At 73.3% G+C, this 15,074-nt stretch carries 14 protein-coding genes; 10 read left to right on the top strand and 4 right to left on the bottom strand.

What is annotated here, in order from left to right; genetic code table 11:
* Window positions 1-21 precede the first annotated feature (21 nt).
* Window positions 22-657, bottom strand: a complete 636-nt coding sequence (locus AB0H37_RS22190; RefSeq protein WP_229810599.1) for a TetR/AcrR family transcriptional regulator — start codon at window positions 655-657, stop codon at window positions 22-24.
* Between the two features lie 135 nt (window positions 658-792).
* Here AB0H37_RS22190 and AB0H37_RS22185 point away from each other — a divergent pair, with 135 nt between their 5' ends.
* The 5 genes from AB0H37_RS22185 to AB0H37_RS22165 all read left to right on the top strand — a co-directional run bounded on the left by AB0H37_RS22185 (window position 793) and on the right by AB0H37_RS22165 (window position 7,594).
* Window positions 793-1,773: a phosphotriesterase gene (locus AB0H37_RS22185; protein WP_179836034.1), complete on the top strand. Its 981-nt coding sequence runs from the start codon at window positions 793-795 to the stop codon at window positions 1,771-1,773.
* 106 nt (window positions 1,774-1,879) lie between these two features.
* Window positions 1,880-2,965 (top strand): trypsin-like peptidase domain-containing protein, encoded by a 1,086-nt coding sequence (locus AB0H37_RS22180; protein ID WP_360614791.1) that lies wholly within the window; start codon window positions 1,880-1,882, stop codon window positions 2,963-2,965.
* A 62-nt stretch (window positions 2,966-3,027) separates the two neighbouring features.
* The gene (locus AB0H37_RS22175) at window positions 3,028-5,322 is read left to right on the top strand and encodes an FdhF/YdeP family oxidoreductase (RefSeq protein ID WP_360614789.1); all 2,295 of its coding nucleotides are present in this window, start codon (window positions 3,028-3,030) and stop codon (window positions 5,320-5,322) included.
* A 55-nt stretch (window positions 5,323-5,377) separates the two neighbouring features.
* Window positions 5,378-6,832 (top strand): DUF6882 domain-containing protein, encoded by a 1,455-nt coding sequence (locus AB0H37_RS22170; RefSeq protein WP_360614787.1) that lies wholly within the window; start codon window positions 5,378-5,380, stop codon window positions 6,830-6,832.
* A gap of 108 nt (window positions 6,833-6,940) precedes the next feature.
* On the top strand, window positions 6,941-7,594 hold the full coding sequence (locus tag AB0H37_RS22165; RefSeq protein ID WP_360614786.1) for a DUF1707 domain-containing protein: 654 nt from the start codon (window positions 6,941-6,943) through the stop codon (window positions 7,592-7,594).
* Between the two features lie 81 nt (window positions 7,595-7,675).
* On the opposite strand, the gene AB0H37_RS22160 is transcribed toward AB0H37_RS22165, so the two are convergent.
* Window positions 7,676-8,383, bottom strand: a complete 708-nt coding sequence (locus tag AB0H37_RS22160) for a TetR/AcrR family transcriptional regulator (protein ID WP_329088546.1) — start codon at window positions 8,381-8,383, stop codon at window positions 7,676-7,678.
* 126 nt (window positions 8,384-8,509) lie between these two features.
* Between AB0H37_RS22160 and AB0H37_RS22155 the strand changes: the two genes are divergently transcribed.
* Complete coding sequence (locus tag AB0H37_RS22155) at window positions 8,510-9,523, top strand: alcohol dehydrogenase catalytic domain-containing protein (RefSeq protein WP_329088544.1); 1,014 nt, start codon at window positions 8,510-8,512, stop codon at window positions 9,521-9,523.
* Here the strand turns inward: AB0H37_RS22155 and AB0H37_RS22150 are convergent.
* Complete coding sequence (locus tag AB0H37_RS22150; protein ID WP_360614784.1) at window positions 9,510-10,919, bottom strand: amidase; 1,410 nt, start codon at window positions 10,917-10,919, stop codon at window positions 9,510-9,512. The two genes, AB0H37_RS22155 and AB0H37_RS22150, sit on opposite strands and share 14 nt — an antisense overlap.
* Before the next feature lie 2 nt (window positions 10,920-10,921).
* Window positions 10,922-11,860: a D-2-hydroxyacid dehydrogenase gene (locus tag AB0H37_RS22145; protein WP_360614822.1), complete on the bottom strand. Its 939-nt coding sequence runs from the start codon at window positions 11,858-11,860 to the stop codon at window positions 10,922-10,924.
* Between the two features lie 380 nt (window positions 11,861-12,240).
* Between AB0H37_RS22145 and AB0H37_RS22140 the strand changes: the two genes are divergently transcribed.
* Genes AB0H37_RS22140 through AB0H37_RS22125 form a run of 4 tightly spaced genes read left to right on the top strand, consistent with a single transcriptional unit; the run spans window position 12,241 to window position 14,991 of the window.
* The gene (locus tag AB0H37_RS22140) at window positions 12,241-12,723 is read left to right on the top strand and encodes a DUF3830 family protein (protein ID WP_218936144.1); all 483 of its coding nucleotides are present in this window, start codon (window positions 12,241-12,243) and stop codon (window positions 12,721-12,723) included.
* A gap of 16 nt (window positions 12,724-12,739) precedes the next feature.
* Window positions 12,740-13,501 carry an Asp/Glu racemase gene (locus AB0H37_RS22135; protein ID WP_179836042.1) on the top strand — a complete coding sequence of 254 codons (762 nt, stop codon included), beginning with the start codon at window positions 12,740-12,742 and terminating at the stop codon, window positions 13,499-13,501.
* Between the two features lie 35 nt (window positions 13,502-13,536).
* Window positions 13,537-14,310: an aspartate/glutamate racemase family protein gene (locus AB0H37_RS22130; RefSeq protein ID WP_179836043.1), complete on the top strand. Its 774-nt coding sequence runs from the start codon at window positions 13,537-13,539 to the stop codon at window positions 14,308-14,310.
* A 21-nt stretch (window positions 14,311-14,331) separates the two neighbouring features.
* A complete protein-coding gene (locus AB0H37_RS22125) occupies window positions 14,332-14,991 on the top strand; it encodes a GntR family transcriptional regulator (protein ID WP_329088538.1) in 660 nt (219 codons plus the stop codon).
* Window positions 14,992-15,074: the final 83 nt, after the last annotated feature.

The raw sequence follows: 15,074 nt of genomic DNA, 5'->3' as shown, positions 1-15,074 counted from the left end.
CGCCGCGTCCCGCCGGCACCGTCAGGCCGTGGGCCGGTCCAGGGCGTCGAGGATGAACCCGGCGACCTCGTCGGCGAGCCGGGCGGCGGGCTTGGGGCCGTTCGCGCGGTACCAGGACGGCATCTGGTTGACCATGCCGAGCGCGACGATCGTGATCGTCTCGGCGGGGGTCCCGGTGCCGAACACGCCGTCCCGCTGGCCCTGCTCGATGAGGCCCCGGAACGTCACGTGGTAGCGGCGGCGGTCGGCGCGGACCGAGCGCATCCGGGCGTGGTCCAGCCGGTGCATCTCGCGGGCGAACACCTTCGCCTCGTCGATGTGCTCGGCGGTGCTGCGGATCAGGCCGGTCAGCACCGCGTGGACGGCCTCGCGCGGCGGCAGCCCCCGCGCCAGCACGGCGCCGAGGTCGGCGAGCTGGCGGGCGATCAGCGAATGGTAGATCTCGTAGAGCAGGTCGTCCTTGGAGTCGAAGTAGTGGTACAGCGCGCCCTTGGTGACCTCGGCGGCCTCCACGACGCTCTGCACGGGCGTCCCGTCGAAGCCGCGCTCGGCGAACAGCCGCAGCGCCGCGTCCAGGATCCGCCGCTCGACCTCGCTCTGCCGGACGGGCGCCGTGGACTCCGGCACCGGGCCGGGCATCGACTCGGCCTGCGTCACCTGCGCACCTCCTTCGCGAGCCGCATTGACTCCGGTGTGCCCCGCGCTCTAGCTTGCCAGAAACCGACCGGTCGGTATGCCCCCCGACGGGCCAGTATCGCACCCGCAGCAGCACCGCGCACCGCAGGAGAATCGATGCCCGCAGTTGAGACCGTCCGCGGCCCCGTCGACGCCACCGCCCTCGGGCGCACGCTGATGCACGAGCACGTCTTCGTGCTCGGCACCGAGAACGTCCAGAACTACGGCGCGGGCGACTGGTGGGACGAGGAGGAGAAGGTCGCCGACGCGGTCGGCAAGCTGCGCGAGCTGGCCGGGCTCGGCGTCACCACCATCGCCGACCCCACGGTGTGGGGGCTCGGCCGCTACCTCCCGCGGATCCAGCGGGTCAACGAGCAGGTGCCGGAGCTCAACATCATCGTGGCGACGGGCATCTACACCTACAACGACGTGCCGTTCCAGTTCCACCACCGGGGTCCCGGCACGCTGGTGGACGAGGGCCCCGACCCCATGATCGCCGACTTCACCCGCGACCTGACCGAGGGCGTCGCCGGGACGGGGGTCAGGGCCGCCTTCCTCAAGTGCGCCGTGGACGCCCCGGGCCTCACCCCCGGCGTCGAGCGGGTGCTGCGGGCCGTCGCCGCGACGCACCGGGAGACGGGCGCGCCGGTCACCGTGCACACCGAGAGCTCGATCCACGCGGGCCGGACGGTCGTGGACCTGCTCGGCAAGGAGGGCGTGGACCTCGCCAAGGTCGTCGTGGGGCACGCGGGCGACAGCAACGACCTGGACTACCTGATGGAGCTGGCCGACACCGGCGCGATCCTCGGCATGGACCGCTTCGGCCTGGACATCATCAACCCGACCGCGGAGCGGGTCGCCACCGTGGCGGCCCTGTGCGAGCGGGGCTACGCCGACCGGATGGTCCTCAGCCACGACGCGTCCTGCTTCATCGACTGGTTCGGCCCCGACCCCGCGACGGTGCCCGCGATGCAGCCGAACTGGCACTACCGGCACATCAGCGAGGACGTCCTGCCCGCCCTGCGCGCCGCCGGCGTCTCCGACGCGCGGATCGACCAGATGCTCGTGGAGAACCCCCGCCGCTACTTCACCCGCTGAGCCCCGGCCGGCGCCGGCCCGACGGCGGCGCGATGTCCTCCCTTACGTCGGACTAATCCCCCGAAATCGGGAATCATGGGAGGAACCTGCGGGAGGAGGCATCCAGGTGAGCGAGGACTCCGGGCGCCGCCGCGCCCGCGCCGCGATCCCGTTGCTGCTGGTGGCGCTCCTGGCCCTCCTCGCCCCCGGCTGCCGGGTCGTGGAGAGCGGCACCCCGCAGGACGTCCCGCCGTCCGTCACGGCGAGCCGCCACAAGCACGCCAAGCCCAGCGGGCGCCGGCCCGGCGTGGTCAACATCGAGACCGAGCAGACGCTGAACGGCACCCGCGCCGCCGGGACGGGCATCGTGCTCACCGCGTCCGGCCTCGTGCTGACCAACAACCACGTCATCCAGGGCGCCACCGCGATCAAGGGGACGGACGTCGACAACCGCCGCGGCTACACCGCGGAGGTCGTGGGCTACGACCGGGCGGGCGACATCGCGGTGATCCGGCTCTCCGGCGCGACCCGGCTGAAGACCGCCGCGTTCGCCTCCGCGGGCGGCGTCGCGGTCGGCGACGCGGTCACCGCCGTCGGCAACGCGGGCGGCAAGGGCGGCATGCCGTCGGTCGTCACCGGCAAGGTCACCGCGCTGGGGCAGTCCGTCACCGCGCGCGACGACAGCAACGGCACCTCCGAACGGCTCACCGGGCTGATCGAGACGAACGCGCCGATCCGGCCGGGCGACTCCGGCGGGCCGCTGCTCGCCACCTCCGGCAAGGTCATCGGCATCAACACCGCGGCGTCCGCCGGTTTCTCGGTGAAAGGCGCCGAGAAGCGCAAGGACCACCGGGGCTACGCCATCCCGTCCGACCGGGCGCTGGAGACCGCGCGGCAGATCCAGCGCGGCGAGGCGTCCTCGACCGTGCACATCGGCCGCACCGCGATGCTCGGCGTCAAGGTCCGCCCGAACGGCCGCTCCCCCGGCGCGCTGGTCGCCGAGCTCGTGCCCGGCTCCCCCGCCGAGGCCGCCGGGGTCCCCGTCGGCGGCGTCATCGTCGCCTTCGGCGACGCCGCGGTCGACACCCCGTCCGCCCTCACGACCCTGATGCTGGCCCGCCATCCGGGCGACGCCGTCCGGATCGAGTGGACGACGAGCCAGGGCGACCGCAGGACGGGCACCGTCCACCTGACGGAAGGCCCGCCCCAGTAACGCGCCGGACCGGCGCCGGCGTGCGACAGTGGGATCGCCGCCCGACCACGAGGATGTGCCCTATGACGCGCAAGGCGCCCGCCGACGACTCCGACGACGCCGATCTGGAGGTCTCGAAGCCGAAGACCTGGGCGGCGGGCGTTCCCGGTGTGACGGCCGCGCTGCGCCACTCCTACGCGCAGATGGGCGTGCGGCGGACGGCGCTGACGCTGCTGCGCGTCAACCAGAAGCAGGGGTTCGACTGCCCGGGCTGCGCCTGGCCGGAGGGCGACCACCGGCACGCGGCCGAGTTCTGCGAGAACGGCGCGAAGGCCGTCGCGGAGGAGGCGACGGCGCGGCGCGTCACCCGGGAGTTCTTCGCCGAGCACGGCGTCGAGGAACTGGCCGGGCGGTCCGACCACTGGCTCGGGCAGCAGGGGCGGCTGACCGAGCCGATGGTGAAGCGCGCCGGGTCCGGGCACTACGAGCCGGTGACGTGGGACGAGGCGTTCGGCCTGCTGGCGTCCGAGCTGAACGCCCTGGACTCGCCGGACGAGGCCGTCTTCTACACCTCCGGTCGGACGAGCAACGAGGCCGCGTTCGCGTACCAGCTGTTCGCGCGGGCGTTCGGCACGAACAACATGCCCGACTGCAGCAACATGTGCCACGAGTCGTCCGGGTCCGCGCTGACCGAGACGATCGGCATCGGCAAGGGCTCGGTCCTGCTGGAGGACCTCTACCGGGCCGACCTCGTCTTCGTCGTCGGCCAGAACCCGGGGACGAACCACCCGCGGATGCTGTCGGCGCTGGAGCGGGCGAAGGAGGAGGGCGCCCGCGTCATCGCCGTCAACCCGCTGCCCGAGGCGGGGCTGATGCGGTTCAAGAACCCGCAGCGCGCCTCCGGCATGGCCGGGCGGGGCACGGTGCTCGCCGACCGGTTCCTGCAGATCCGGCTGAACGGCGACCTCGCGCTGTTCCAGGCCCTCAACCGGATGCTGCTGGAGTCGGACGCGCCGGGCGCCCTCGACCGGGAGTTCCTCGACGCTCACGCGCACGGCTTCGCGGCGTTCCGCGAGCACGCCCTCGGCCTGGACTGGGACGACGTGCTGGAGGCGACCGGCCTCACCCGCGAGGAGATCACCGCGACGCTGGGCGACGTCCTCGCCGCCGAGCGGATCGTCGTCTGCTGGGCGATGGGCCTCACCCAGCACCGCAACTCCGTGCCGACGATCCGCGAGATCGTCAACTTCCTGCTGCTGCGCGGCAACATCGGCCGGCCCGGCGCGGGCGTCTGCCCGGTGCGCGGCCACTCCAACGTGCAGGGCGACCGGACGATGGGCATCTGGGAGCGGCCGAAGCCCGCCTTCCTGGACGCCCTCGCCGCCGAGTTCGGGTTCGAGCCGCCCCGCGAGCATGGGCTGGACACCGTCGAGGCGATCCGCGCCATGCGCGACGGCAGGGCGAAGGTGTTCCTCGGCATGGGCGGCAACTTCGTCCGCGCCACCCCCGACTCGGCCGTGACGGAGGCGGCCCTGCGCGGCTGCCGGCTGACCGCGCAGGTGTCGACCAAGCTCAACCGCTCGCACGCGGTGACCGGCGAGGTGGCGCTGATCCTCCCGACGCTCGGCCGCACCGAGCGCGACGTGCGGGAGACGGGGCCGCAGATCGTCTCCGTCGAGGACTCGATGGGCATGGTGCACGCCTCGCGCGGCCGCCTGGCCCCGGCGTCGAGGCACCTGCTCTCGGAGGTGGCGATCGTCTGCCGGCTCGCCAGGGCGGCGCTGCCCGGCTCGGGCATCGGCTGGGAGGCGATGGAGCGCGACTACGACGTGATCCGCGACCACGTCTCCCGGGTCGTCCCCGGCTTCGAGGGCTTCAACGCCCGCCTCCGCGAGCCCGGCGGCTTCACCCTCCCCCACGCGCCCCGCGACGAGCGCAGGTTCCCGACGGCGACGGGCAAGGCCAACCTCACGGTGAACGAACTGGAGGTCCTGCGGGTCCCCGAGGGGCGGCTGCTGCTGCAGACGATCCGCAGCCACGACCAGTACAACACCACCGTCTACGGCCTGGACGACCGCTACCGGGGCATCAAGGCGGGACGCCGCGTCGTCCTCGTCAACCCCGCCGACCTGGCCCGCCTCGGAATCACCGACGGCGCGACCGTCGACCTCGTCTCGGAGTGGCCGGACCGCGCCGAGCGCCGCGCCCCCGCCTTCCGGGCCGTCTCCTACCCGACCGCGCCGGGCTGCGCGGCGGCCTACTTCCCGGAGACGAACGTCCTGGTCCCGCTCGACAGCACCGCCGAGATCAGCAACACCCCCACGTCCAAGTCCGTCGTCGTCCGCCTGGAGCCGGCGTCCGGAGGCCCAGGCGCGTGATCATGCTTCTCCTGAACGCGACGTAGCCCGGCCGCACATGTCCTAGGGTCGCCGGATGGACGCCTTCAGTGACGCCCTGCTCGATCTGTGCGCTCCGCACCTGGGCTGGGCCATCGAACAGTTCGACGTCTTCTGTTCCGTCCTCCCGGAGGGGGCCGTCCGGATCGACGCCGGCACCGGCGTCGCCCGCGTCGGGGACCTGGAGCTGCGCGCCGACCTGCTGGGAACCTATGCCGAGGACGCCACCTTCCAGTGGGCCTGGGCCAAGCAGGACATGACCGGAAGTCCCGCGATCGCCGCCTCCCTGCGGCTGAGGGAGATCGGTGAGCTGAACTCGGTTCCGGAGCTGACCCGCGCGATGGTCGATCTCGGCCACTCCCCGGACCCCCGGCTGTCCGCGCAGCACCTGGGCCTCGTCGCCGCGGGGCTGCTGGGCGCGCGAGGGGAACTGCACTACTCCCATGGCGGCAGATCACTGACATTCCTGGCCACCGATGACTCCGATCTCCCGGTCACCGGGCCCGACCCCGCCAGAGTCGCACGGGCGTTGCGGACCGGCGCCGACATGCTGCCCGGGGCCCGCGCGGCCGAGGTGGTGAACGGGTACGCCACGCACCACGGCCTGGCGGCGCGGCCGGTCGCGGCGGGCCTGGAGCTGGACCTGCCCGGTGATCATCGGGTTCTGGCCCGCATCGAGGACGGCCGGATGACCGACGTGGCCGTCAGGGGCCCGGACGGGCCGGTCGATCCCGCGCCGCCGTCCCCTCCGCCGATCGCCGACGATCCGGCCGCCACGTTCATCCCCGCCGGACTGTTCGCCGAACTCGCCCGCCACCACGCCTCGGCTCTGGACCGCGGCTCGGCGGCCCTCGGCGACCACCTCGCCGAGCTGGGCTGGGAGCCGGGCGTCCCGCCGGTCTGGGACGACGGAGTCGCCAGATACGGCGATCTCTTCGCCGCTCGGGCCCGCGAGATCGGCGTCTACCTCCCCGGCCCCGGTACCTGGCAGTGGAGCGAGGACGACTGGGACGGGGTGGCCCGCCTGCGCTCGGCCGCCCGCGAGCACGGCGCAGACCGGCTCGCCGCCGACCGGGTCGCCCTGCCCGACAGCGAGGTCCAGATCTACATCGCCATCCTGCTGGCCCGCTCGGCGGTCCACCTGGGACGGGCCCGCGGCCTGGCGCGCATCCCCACCGCCGAAGGCGGCCAGCGCTATGTCGCCATCACCGACACCCGCGTCCCCGAACCCGCCAGCCCGCTGGACGTCATCCGCGAGGTCGTGCTCTCTTCGGCCCACTTCCTTCAGGAACTGACCCCCCACCGGGTCCGGTACGCGACGATGCGGGCCATGGTGCTCCAGTACCTCGACGCCTACGGCTTCACTCCGTACCACTGGGGCGAGCCGCGGCTTCTCGTCGGGGTGCGAGGACTGCACGAGCTGCGAGTCGCTCTCAGCCACGACGGCACGGTGAACCACGCGACCCACGGCCTCCAGGGCACCCTCGCCTAGGCCACCACGTGCGCGGGCTCACGTCCGGCGCCGCGAGGCTCCGGCCGCCCCTGGCGGCGTCGTCGCGCTGACGTGGTCGTGGCGTGCACGCTGGTCTAGGCTCATCGCATGACGAACCTCCCCGAGCATGCCGGAACGCCCGGGCCGCCGGAGATGCGGGCCGGCGACGCCGACCGCGAGCGGGTCGCGCAGGTGCTGCGCGACGCGGCCGGCGACGGGCGCCTGACGCTCGACGAGCTGGAGGAGCGGCTGGACGCGGTCTACTCGGCCAAGACGTACGGGGAGCTGGCGCCGATCACCCGTGACCTGCCGGGGCCGGGCGGGGCCATGCCGCCGCTGCCGCTGTCCGGGGCGGACTGGCGGCCGGTGGAGGGCGCGCCGACCTGGAAGATCGGCATCGGGATCATGAGCGGGTTCCTGCGCTCCGGCGTGTGGAACGTCCCGCGCACGTTCACCGCGTTCGCGTTCTGGGGCGGCGGCAAGATCGACCTGCGCGAGGCCCGGTTCGACGAGGGCACCGTGACGATCCGGGCCCTGGCGATCATGGGCGGGTTCGAGATCATCGTGCCGGACGACATCACCGTGCACGTCAAGGGCCTCGGCATCATGGGCGGCTTCGACCAGCGGGCGAGCGGCCCCGGCGTGCCCGGCTCCCCCACGGTCGTCGTCAAGGGCCTGGCGTTCTGGGGCGGCGTCGGCGTCAAGCGCCGCAAGGCCGACCGGCAGAAGAAGAAGCGCCGGAGGGAACTCGAAACCGACTAGGCCCCTGGACCTTCCACCACCCCGAGTACGACCGGACGACCGCTGGCGGAACCGCGCCGCAGGACGCTCGCAGAGCCACGGCTAGCCCGCGACGCGGTCCAGCCATTCGCTGAGCAGGGCCGCCTCCGAGGGGGTCAGGGCGGGCGGCGGGGCGGCGGCCAGCGCGGCCTTCAAGGCCACCGCCTTCGGGGCCACCGCGTGGGAGGGCGGGGGCGCGTCGGCCTGGGCGGCGTCCTCGACGGTGACGGCCGCGAGGACCGCCTCGCGCGTCCGGACGGACGTGTCCCGGTCCGCGTCCTCGCCGGCGGGGCTCGCGATCAGTGTGAGGGTCACCCCGACGCCGGCGGAGTGGATGACGCGCGCGGCGGTCTCGACGGGGACCCGGAGCCGTCCCGCGCGCGCGATGGCCTCGATCAGGCCGAGCAGGATGCGGTGCGCCTCGTCCGCGGCGGCGGGGGTGCGGGACGTCCCGTACATCAGGGTGTAGAACGCCGGGTGGGTGACGCCGTACTCGACGTGCAGGTCCCATCCGCGGCGCAGGTCCTCGATGGGGTCGCCGGTGCTGCCCTGCGCGCGCTTGCTCGCCAGGTACTCCTCGAACCCGTGCGCCGCGACGGCGTCGAACAGGCCCTGCTTGTCGCCGAAGTGGTGGTAGAGGGTCGGCGCCCCGACCCCGGCGGCGGTGCAGACGGCCCGCGTCGAGACGGGCTCGCCGTCCGACTCGGTGAGCAGCCGCGCCGCCGCGCGCACGATCCGGTCCCGCGTGGCGCGGTCCTTCTGAGCAGTCACAACAACGATGTTACAGATACTTCCGGATCGTTGCTAAGCATGAGCCCTGTAGCGTGACTATAATCTTTCTTATATCAACGCTATGGACGGCCGTGCGGCCGTCACGACACGAGAGGGGGCGCCGCCATGCGCAGCGCCGTGCTCACTGCCCCGGGCGGGCCGCTGGAGATCGTCGAGCGCGAGGAGCCCCGGCCCGGCCCCGGCGAGATCCTGGTGCGGGTCACCGCCTGCGGGATGTGCTTCTCCGAGGTCAACCACCTGCGGGGCCACTACCCGTTCGGAACGTTCCCCGTCGTCCCCGGACACGAGATCAGCGGCGTCGTCGCGGCGCTCGGCGAGGGCGTCGGCTGGCCGGAGGTCGGCACCGCGGTCGGCGCCGCCTGGCTGCACGGGTCCTGCGGCCACTGCGACCAGTGCGCCCGCGGCGACCAGATCCTGTGCACGGGCGCGCCGAAGCAGGTCACCGGCGTCAACCGCGACGGCGGGTACACCGAGTACTTCGTCGGCCGCGCCGGGTTCGTCACCCCGCTGCCGGACGGCCTGGACCCGGTCGCCGGCGCGCCGCTGATGTGCGCCGGCCTCACCGCGTTCAACGGGCTCCGGCAGGCCGGGGCCGCCGCCGGGTCGAAGGTGGCCGTGCTCGGCACCGGCGGCGTCGGGACGATGGCCCAGCGGTTCGCCGCCGCGATGGGCGCCCGCGTCGCCGTGGTGTCGCGGTCGCGCCGTGCCGAGAAGGAGGCCCTCGGCCTCGGCGCCGACCTGTTCGTCGCGACCGACGAGCAGGACCCGGCCGAGGCGCTGCGGGCATGGGGCGGCGCCGACCTGGTGGTCAACACCGCGCCCGACACCGCGACGGGGCTCGCCGCGTTCGGCGGCCTGCGCCCGGACGGGACCCTGCTCTACCTCGGCATGGGCGCCGAGAACGTGAGCGTGCCGCCGATGGCCCTGGTCGCCGGCCGGCTGCGCGTGATGGGCGTGCCGTCGGGCTCCCCGCACGACCTGCGCGACACCCTCGCGTTCGCGGTGGCGCACGGGATCGTCCCCGAGGTCACCCCCGTCACGCTGGACGAGGCCCCGGGCGTCCTCGCGGCGATGGACGAGGGCGCCCACCGGGGCCGCGCGGTCATCACCTTCGCGTGAACCGCCTCCACGGCCGCGCCCGCTCGTAGGCGGCGCACGCGGCCATCACCAGGGCGTCGGCGTGCCGGGCGCCGACGACCTGGAGACCGACGGGCAGGCCGCGGGAGGTGAAGCCGCACGGCAGGCTCGCCGCGGGCTGCTGGGTCATGTTGAACGGGTAGGTGAACGGGGTCCAGCCCGTCCAGCGCGGGGAGGGCGAGCCCGGCGGGACCTCCAGGCCGGCCTCGAACGCGGCGATCGGCATCGTCGGGGTGAGCAGCAGGTCGTAGCGCTCGTGGAACAGGCCCATCACCCGGCCGAGCTCCATGCGGCGGGCCGTGGCCGTCAGATAGTCCAGCGCCGAGTACCGCGCGCCCTGCTCGCAGATCTCCCGCAGGCCCGGGTCGAGCAGGCCGCGCTCCTCGGGCGACAGGTGCTCGACGACCTTGGCGGCGCCCGCGAACCACAGGACCTCGAACGCCTCGACCGGGTCCCCGAAGCCGGGGTCGACCCGCTCGACCTTCGCGCCGAGCTCGGCGAAGACCTCGACGGCGGCCGCGACCGGCGCCGCGACCTCCGGATCGACCTTCGCGAACCCGAGGTCGGGGCTGAACGCGACGCGCAGGCCGGTCAGGTCGTCCCGCCCGGCGCCGGCGGCCCCGGCCTCGGCGAACGCGACGTCCGGCGGCGGCAGCGCCGACCAGTCGCGGCCGTCGGCCCCGCAGACGGCGTCGAGCAGCAGGGCCGCGTCCGCCACGGTGTTGGTCATGGGGCCGGTGTGCGCGAGCGTCCCGAACGGGCTCGCCGGGTAGTGCGGGATGCGGCCGTACGTCGGCTTGATCGTGAAGGTGCCGGTGAACGCGGCGGGGATGCGCACCGAGCCGCCGCCGTCGGTGCCGAGGGCGAGCGGCGCCATGCCCGCCGCCACCGCCGCCGCCGCGCCGCCGCTCGACCCGCCCGGCGTGCGGGAGGGGTCCCACGGGTTGCGGGTGACGCCGGTCAGCGGGTTGTCGGTCACGCCCTTCCACGCGAACTCCGGCGTCGTCGTCTTGCCGACGAACACCGCGCCCTGCTCGCGCAGGCGGGCGACGGACGGCGCGTCCTCGTCCCAGGGGCGGGCGGGGTCGATCGTCCTGGAGCCGCGCAGCGTCGGCCAGCCGCGGGTGAGCAGGACGTCCTTGATGGAGACCGGCACGCCGTCCAGCGGCCCGAGCGTCGCGCCGCGCCGCCACCGCTCGGTCGCGGCGCGCGCCATGTCGAGGGTGGTCTCCTCGTCGAGGAGGCAGAACGCGTTGAGCTCCGGGTCGTCCCGCTCGATCCGGGCGAGGACGGCCCCGGCGGCCTCGACCGGGGACAGCGCCCCGGCCCGGTACTCCGCGAGCAGTTCGGTCGCGGTCAGATCGGCCGCATCGGCCATGGCTACCCCCTCTGGTGTGATGCCGCCCGCTCCGAGCCCACGTACCCGAGGCGCTTGTCCACGACGTTGCGCAGGGGGCGGCCGGACACGTAGCGGCCGAGGTTGTCGGCGAACAGCCGGACCAGCTCGTCCCGCCAGCCGATCACGTCGCCGGACATGTGCGGGGAGACGATGACGCCCGGCATCTCCCACAGCGGCGAGGACGCCTTCAGCGGCTCGTCCTCGAAGACGTCGAGCGCGGCGCCCGCGATCCGGCCCGCGCGCAGCGCCTCGACGAGATCGTCCTCGGCCACCAGTCCGCCGCGCCCGACGTTGACCAGCCGCGCGGACGGCCGCATCCGCTTCAGCGCAGCGGCGTCGATCATGCCCCGGGTCTGCGGGGTGAGGGGCGCGGCCAGCACGACGTAGTCGGCGGCGGCGAGCGCCTCGGCCAGCCGCTCCATCGGGTGGACGACGCCGAGGTCGGGGTCGGCCTCGCGGGCGGTGCGCCCGGCGCCGGAGACGGCCAGGCCCGCCGCCGACAGCCGCCGGCCGATCGCGCGGCCGATCGGACCGGTGCCGACGACCAGCGCGCGGGCGCCGGTGATCCGCTCGGTCTCGCGGTGCCGCCAGCGCCGCTCGCCCTGGAGCCGGAGGGTGGTGTGCAGGTCCTTGGCGAAGGCCAGCACGAGCCCGAGGACGTATTCTGCGATCGGCTCGTCGAAGACGCCGCGCGAGTTGGTGACAACCGTGTCACTGTGGATGAGCCCGGGGAACATGAGCCGGTCGACGCCGGCACTGGCGATGTGGACCCAGCGGGGGCCGCCGGCCTCCGGCCACGCGCCGGCCAGGGCGTCCGACAGGAAGTCCCACATGAACAGGACGTCGGCGCCGGGAAGCGCCTGGGCCAGCTCTGTTTCACGTACGTAACGGACGCGCGCGAGGCCCTCCGCCGCCTCCATACCGCGCGGATCGACGTCGCCCAGCAGGACCACCACGTCAGGCGGGCCAGCGGATGCGTGCTGAGCAGGGTGCATCGGCGTCACTTCCGGGGTGTGCGGAGTTTACGAGAAGGCAACGGCGGGAGGCATTGACACGCTAGGAACCGTTCGTAGGATTGTCAACAATCAACGCGGTGGACCGCGGCCCCGGCCACCGCGATGGGATATGTGCTGCAAGACCGTCGCAACCCGTGCCCAGCAGGGCCAGGACGGATCCCAGAGCGCTCTAACAGCCCCCGTCGGGGGTGTGGGGGGACGTCCTCCCACGAACATGGAGAGTCCTTCGGGTGGCGACGCTCTCGCCCACCCCTGTTCACGGGGAGGTCAGCATGCCCAAGCTCATGACCATCACTCTGGAGCGCCGCGGCGTGACCTGCGTCGCGGAGCTTCTCGAGAAGGACGCGCCGAGGACCTGCGAAGCGGTCTGGAACGCTCTACCGCTCGGAGGCGAGGCGTACCACGCCAAGTACGCCCGCAACGAGGTGTACACGATGGTCGAGCGGTTCTCCGACGATGAGGTCGGTCTGGAGAACCCCACCGTCACCCCCATCCCGGGTGACGTCGTCTACTTCTCCTTCCCGGGCGGGATGCTCGACCGGAAGTTCAAGGAGGAGAAGAACATCCACGCGCTGCCCGGCGTCATCGACCTCGCGATCTTCTACGGCCGCAACAACCTGCTGCTGAACGGGGACGTCGGCTGGGTCCCCGGCAACGTCTACGCGACGATCGTCGACGGCCTGGACCGGATGGCCGAGGCGTGCAACGACGTGTGGCGGTCCGGCGGCGTCGGCGAGCGCCTCCTCTACGCACGCGCAGAGTCCTAGAGTGGCGGCCGCGCAGATGACATTCGACCCCTCGCTGGTCGTCGGACCAGAGCTGCTCGCCCAGCACGGCATCGGGGTGGTCGCTCCGTTCGACTTCGCCCTCGACCGGGAACTGTGGCGCTGGACGCCCGACGACGTGTCGCTGTTCATGACCCGGCTGCCGTACGTGCCGGTCCCGGTCACGGTGGAGATGGCCTCCGCGCTGTCGGACCAGTCGATCGTCCGGCAGGCGACCCGCGACGTCCTGGCCCCCGAGCCGCTGGCGGTCGCCTACGCGTGCGCGTCGGGCAGCTTCATCCGCGGCAGGGCGGGCGAGCTCCAGCTGCACCAGTCGATGCTGCAGGCCGGCGCGCCGGTCTCGACGACGACCTCGGGCGCGCTGGTGGAGTCGCTGGGGCTGCTCGGCGCCCGGCGCATCGCGGTCGTCACGCCCTACATCGACGCCGTCACCGAGCGGCTCGTGTCGTTCCTCGGCGAGCACGGCATCGAGGTGGTCACCTCGGTCGGGCTGGGGCTGCTCAGCCACATCTGGAAGGTCGGCTACGGCGAGATCGTGTCGGCGGTGTCGGCGGTGGACTGCCCCGAGGCCGAGGCCGTCTTCATCAGCTGCACGAACGTCCCGACCTACGACATCATCGCCCCGCTGGAGCAGATGATCGGAAAGCCGGTGCTGACCGCCAACCAGGTGACGATGTGCTCGGCCCTGCGCGCCATGGGCCGAGCGGCGTCCGGCCCCGGGCAGTCCCTGGTCAGTCTCGCTCCCTTCACGGCGGCCTAGCCGCCATGATCCCCAAAGGTAGGATTGTCGACCACATGCGACAGAACGGGTTGCGCGCGGGGTTCCTCTACCCCGGCTACAGCGCCGAGGACGACTACCCCGCCATCGAGCGCGCCCTGGGAGAGGTCAGCCTCCCGGTCGTGCACACGCTGATGCGCGAGGACGCCCACCGCGTCGACGCACTGCTGGACATCGGCGGCGCCGACGTGCTCGGCGAGGGCGCCCGCACGCTGCGCGACCTCGGCGTAAAAGCCGCCGTGTGGGCCTGCACCAGCGGGAGCTTCGTGTTCGGCTGGGACGGCGCCGCGCAGCAGGTCGCGGGCGTCCGCGAGGCGGCGGGCGTGCCCGCCTCCAGCACGTCGTTCGCGTTCGTGCACGCGGCGCGGGCCCTCGGCGTGACCCGGGTCGCGGTCGCCGCGACCTATCCGGCCGACGTCGCCGAACGGTTCGTCGCGTTCCTCGCCCACGCCGGCATCGAGGTGGTGGCGCTGTCCTGCCGGGGCATCGTCACCGCCGCCGAGGTCGGCACCCTCGGCCGCGACGAGGTGCTGGAGTTCGTCGCGGCCAACGACCATCCGGACGCCGAGGCGGTGCTGGTGCCCGACACCGCGCTGCACACCGTGTCCTGGCTCGACGAGCTGGAGGCGCGGGTCGGCAAGCCCGTGCTGACCGCCAACCAGGTGAGCGTCTGGGAGGGGCTGCGGCTCGCGTCCGGCCCCGAGGGGCTCCCGCCGCGCACCGGGCTGGGCCGGCTGTTCGCCGTCCCCGCCGCCGTGCCCCTGCAGGGGCGAGATACCTGGCAGATATGAGAAGCCGAAAGGGAACCGCGCATGGGCCGACTGGGTGAGCTGGAGCCTGTTCCCCGCAGGTCGACGGTGGAGATCGTCTCGGACGAGCTGCGTTCGGCGATCATGTACGGGTCGCTGGAGCCCGGCGCACAGCTCGGCGAGGCCGAGCTCGCCGCGCGCCTCGGCATCAGCCGCGGACCGCTGCGCGAGGCCATGCAGCGCCTCGTCCAGGAGGGGCTGCTGGTCAGCGAGCCGCACCGCGGGCTCTTCGTGATCACGCTGGACGAGGGGGACGTCGAGGACGTCTACCTCGCCCGGCTCGCGATCGAACGCGAGGCCTGCCGGCTGATCATGGACCGGAACCGGGGCGAGGCGGTGGCCCGGCTCACCGAGGCCCTGGAGGCGCTCGTGGCCGCCGCCCGCGAGCGCGACCGGGTCGCGATGAGCGACGCCGACCAGGCGTTCCACGAGGTGCTGGTCAGCTCGTCGGGCAGCCCGCGGCTGGAGCGGATGGCGCACACGCTGCTGGTGGAGACGCGCATGTGCCTGAACGCGCTGCAGGACACCTATCCCGAGCCCGCCGACCTCGTCGAGGAGCACCGGAGGCTCGTCGACGCGATCGGCGACGGGGAGGAGGAGCACCTGCTCACCCTCATCGAGGAGCACATGACCGACTCCATCCACCGGCTCCGCGAGTCCTAGCTTCCGGCCCCGCCACACAGGGGCACCGGCCCTGGACAACGGACCCGGGGTCACCTAAATTGCAGATTGTCGACAATCTACCG

It is taken from the genome of Actinomadura sp. NPDC023710, from assembly GCF_040639875.1.
GTDB lineage: Bacteria > Actinomycetota > Actinomycetes > Streptosporangiales > Streptosporangiaceae > Spirillospora > Spirillospora citrea.
This window is presented reverse-complemented; position numbering and strand designations above follow the sequence as displayed.

What these genes read in the sequence shown, in the direction of transcription:
- AB0H37_RS22185 (WP_179836034.1), top strand. Translation starts at nt 793, where the DNA reads ATGCCCGCAGTTGAGACCGTCCGCGGCCCCGTCGACGCCACCGCCCTC.
- AB0H37_RS22175 (WP_360614789.1), top strand. Translation starts at nt 3,028, where the DNA reads ATGACGCGCAAGGCGCCCGCCGACGACTCCGACGACGCCGATCTGGAG.
- AB0H37_RS22170 (WP_360614787.1), top strand. Translation starts at nt 5,378, where the DNA reads ATGGACGCCTTCAGTGACGCCCTGCTCGATCTGTGCGCTCCGCACCTG.
- AB0H37_RS22165 (WP_360614786.1), top strand. Translation starts at nt 6,941, where the DNA reads ATGACGAACCTCCCCGAGCATGCCGGAACGCCCGGGCCGCCGGAGATG.
- AB0H37_RS22155 (WP_329088544.1), top strand. Translation starts at nt 8,510, where the DNA reads ATGCGCAGCGCCGTGCTCACTGCCCCGGGCGGGCCGCTGGAGATCGTC.
- AB0H37_RS22150 (WP_360614784.1), bottom strand. Translation starts at nt 10,919, where the DNA reads ATGGCCGATGCGGCCGATCTGACCGCGACCGAACTGCTCGCGGAGTAC.
- AB0H37_RS22145 (WP_360614822.1), bottom strand. Translation starts at nt 11,860, where the DNA reads ATGGAGGCGGCGGAGGGCCTCGCGCGCGTCCGTTACGTACGTGAAACA.
- AB0H37_RS22140 (WP_218936144.1), top strand. Translation starts at nt 12,241, where the DNA reads ATGACCATCACTCTGGAGCGCCGCGGCGTGACCTGCGTCGCGGAGCTT.
- AB0H37_RS22135 (WP_179836042.1), top strand. Translation starts at nt 12,740, where the DNA reads ATGACATTCGACCCCTCGCTGGTCGTCGGACCAGAGCTGCTCGCCCAG.
- AB0H37_RS22130 (WP_179836043.1), top strand. Translation starts at nt 13,537, where the DNA reads ATGCGACAGAACGGGTTGCGCGCGGGGTTCCTCTACCCCGGCTACAGC.
- AB0H37_RS22125 (WP_329088538.1), top strand. Translation starts at nt 14,332, where the DNA reads ATGGGCCGACTGGGTGAGCTGGAGCCTGTTCCCCGCAGGTCGACGGTG.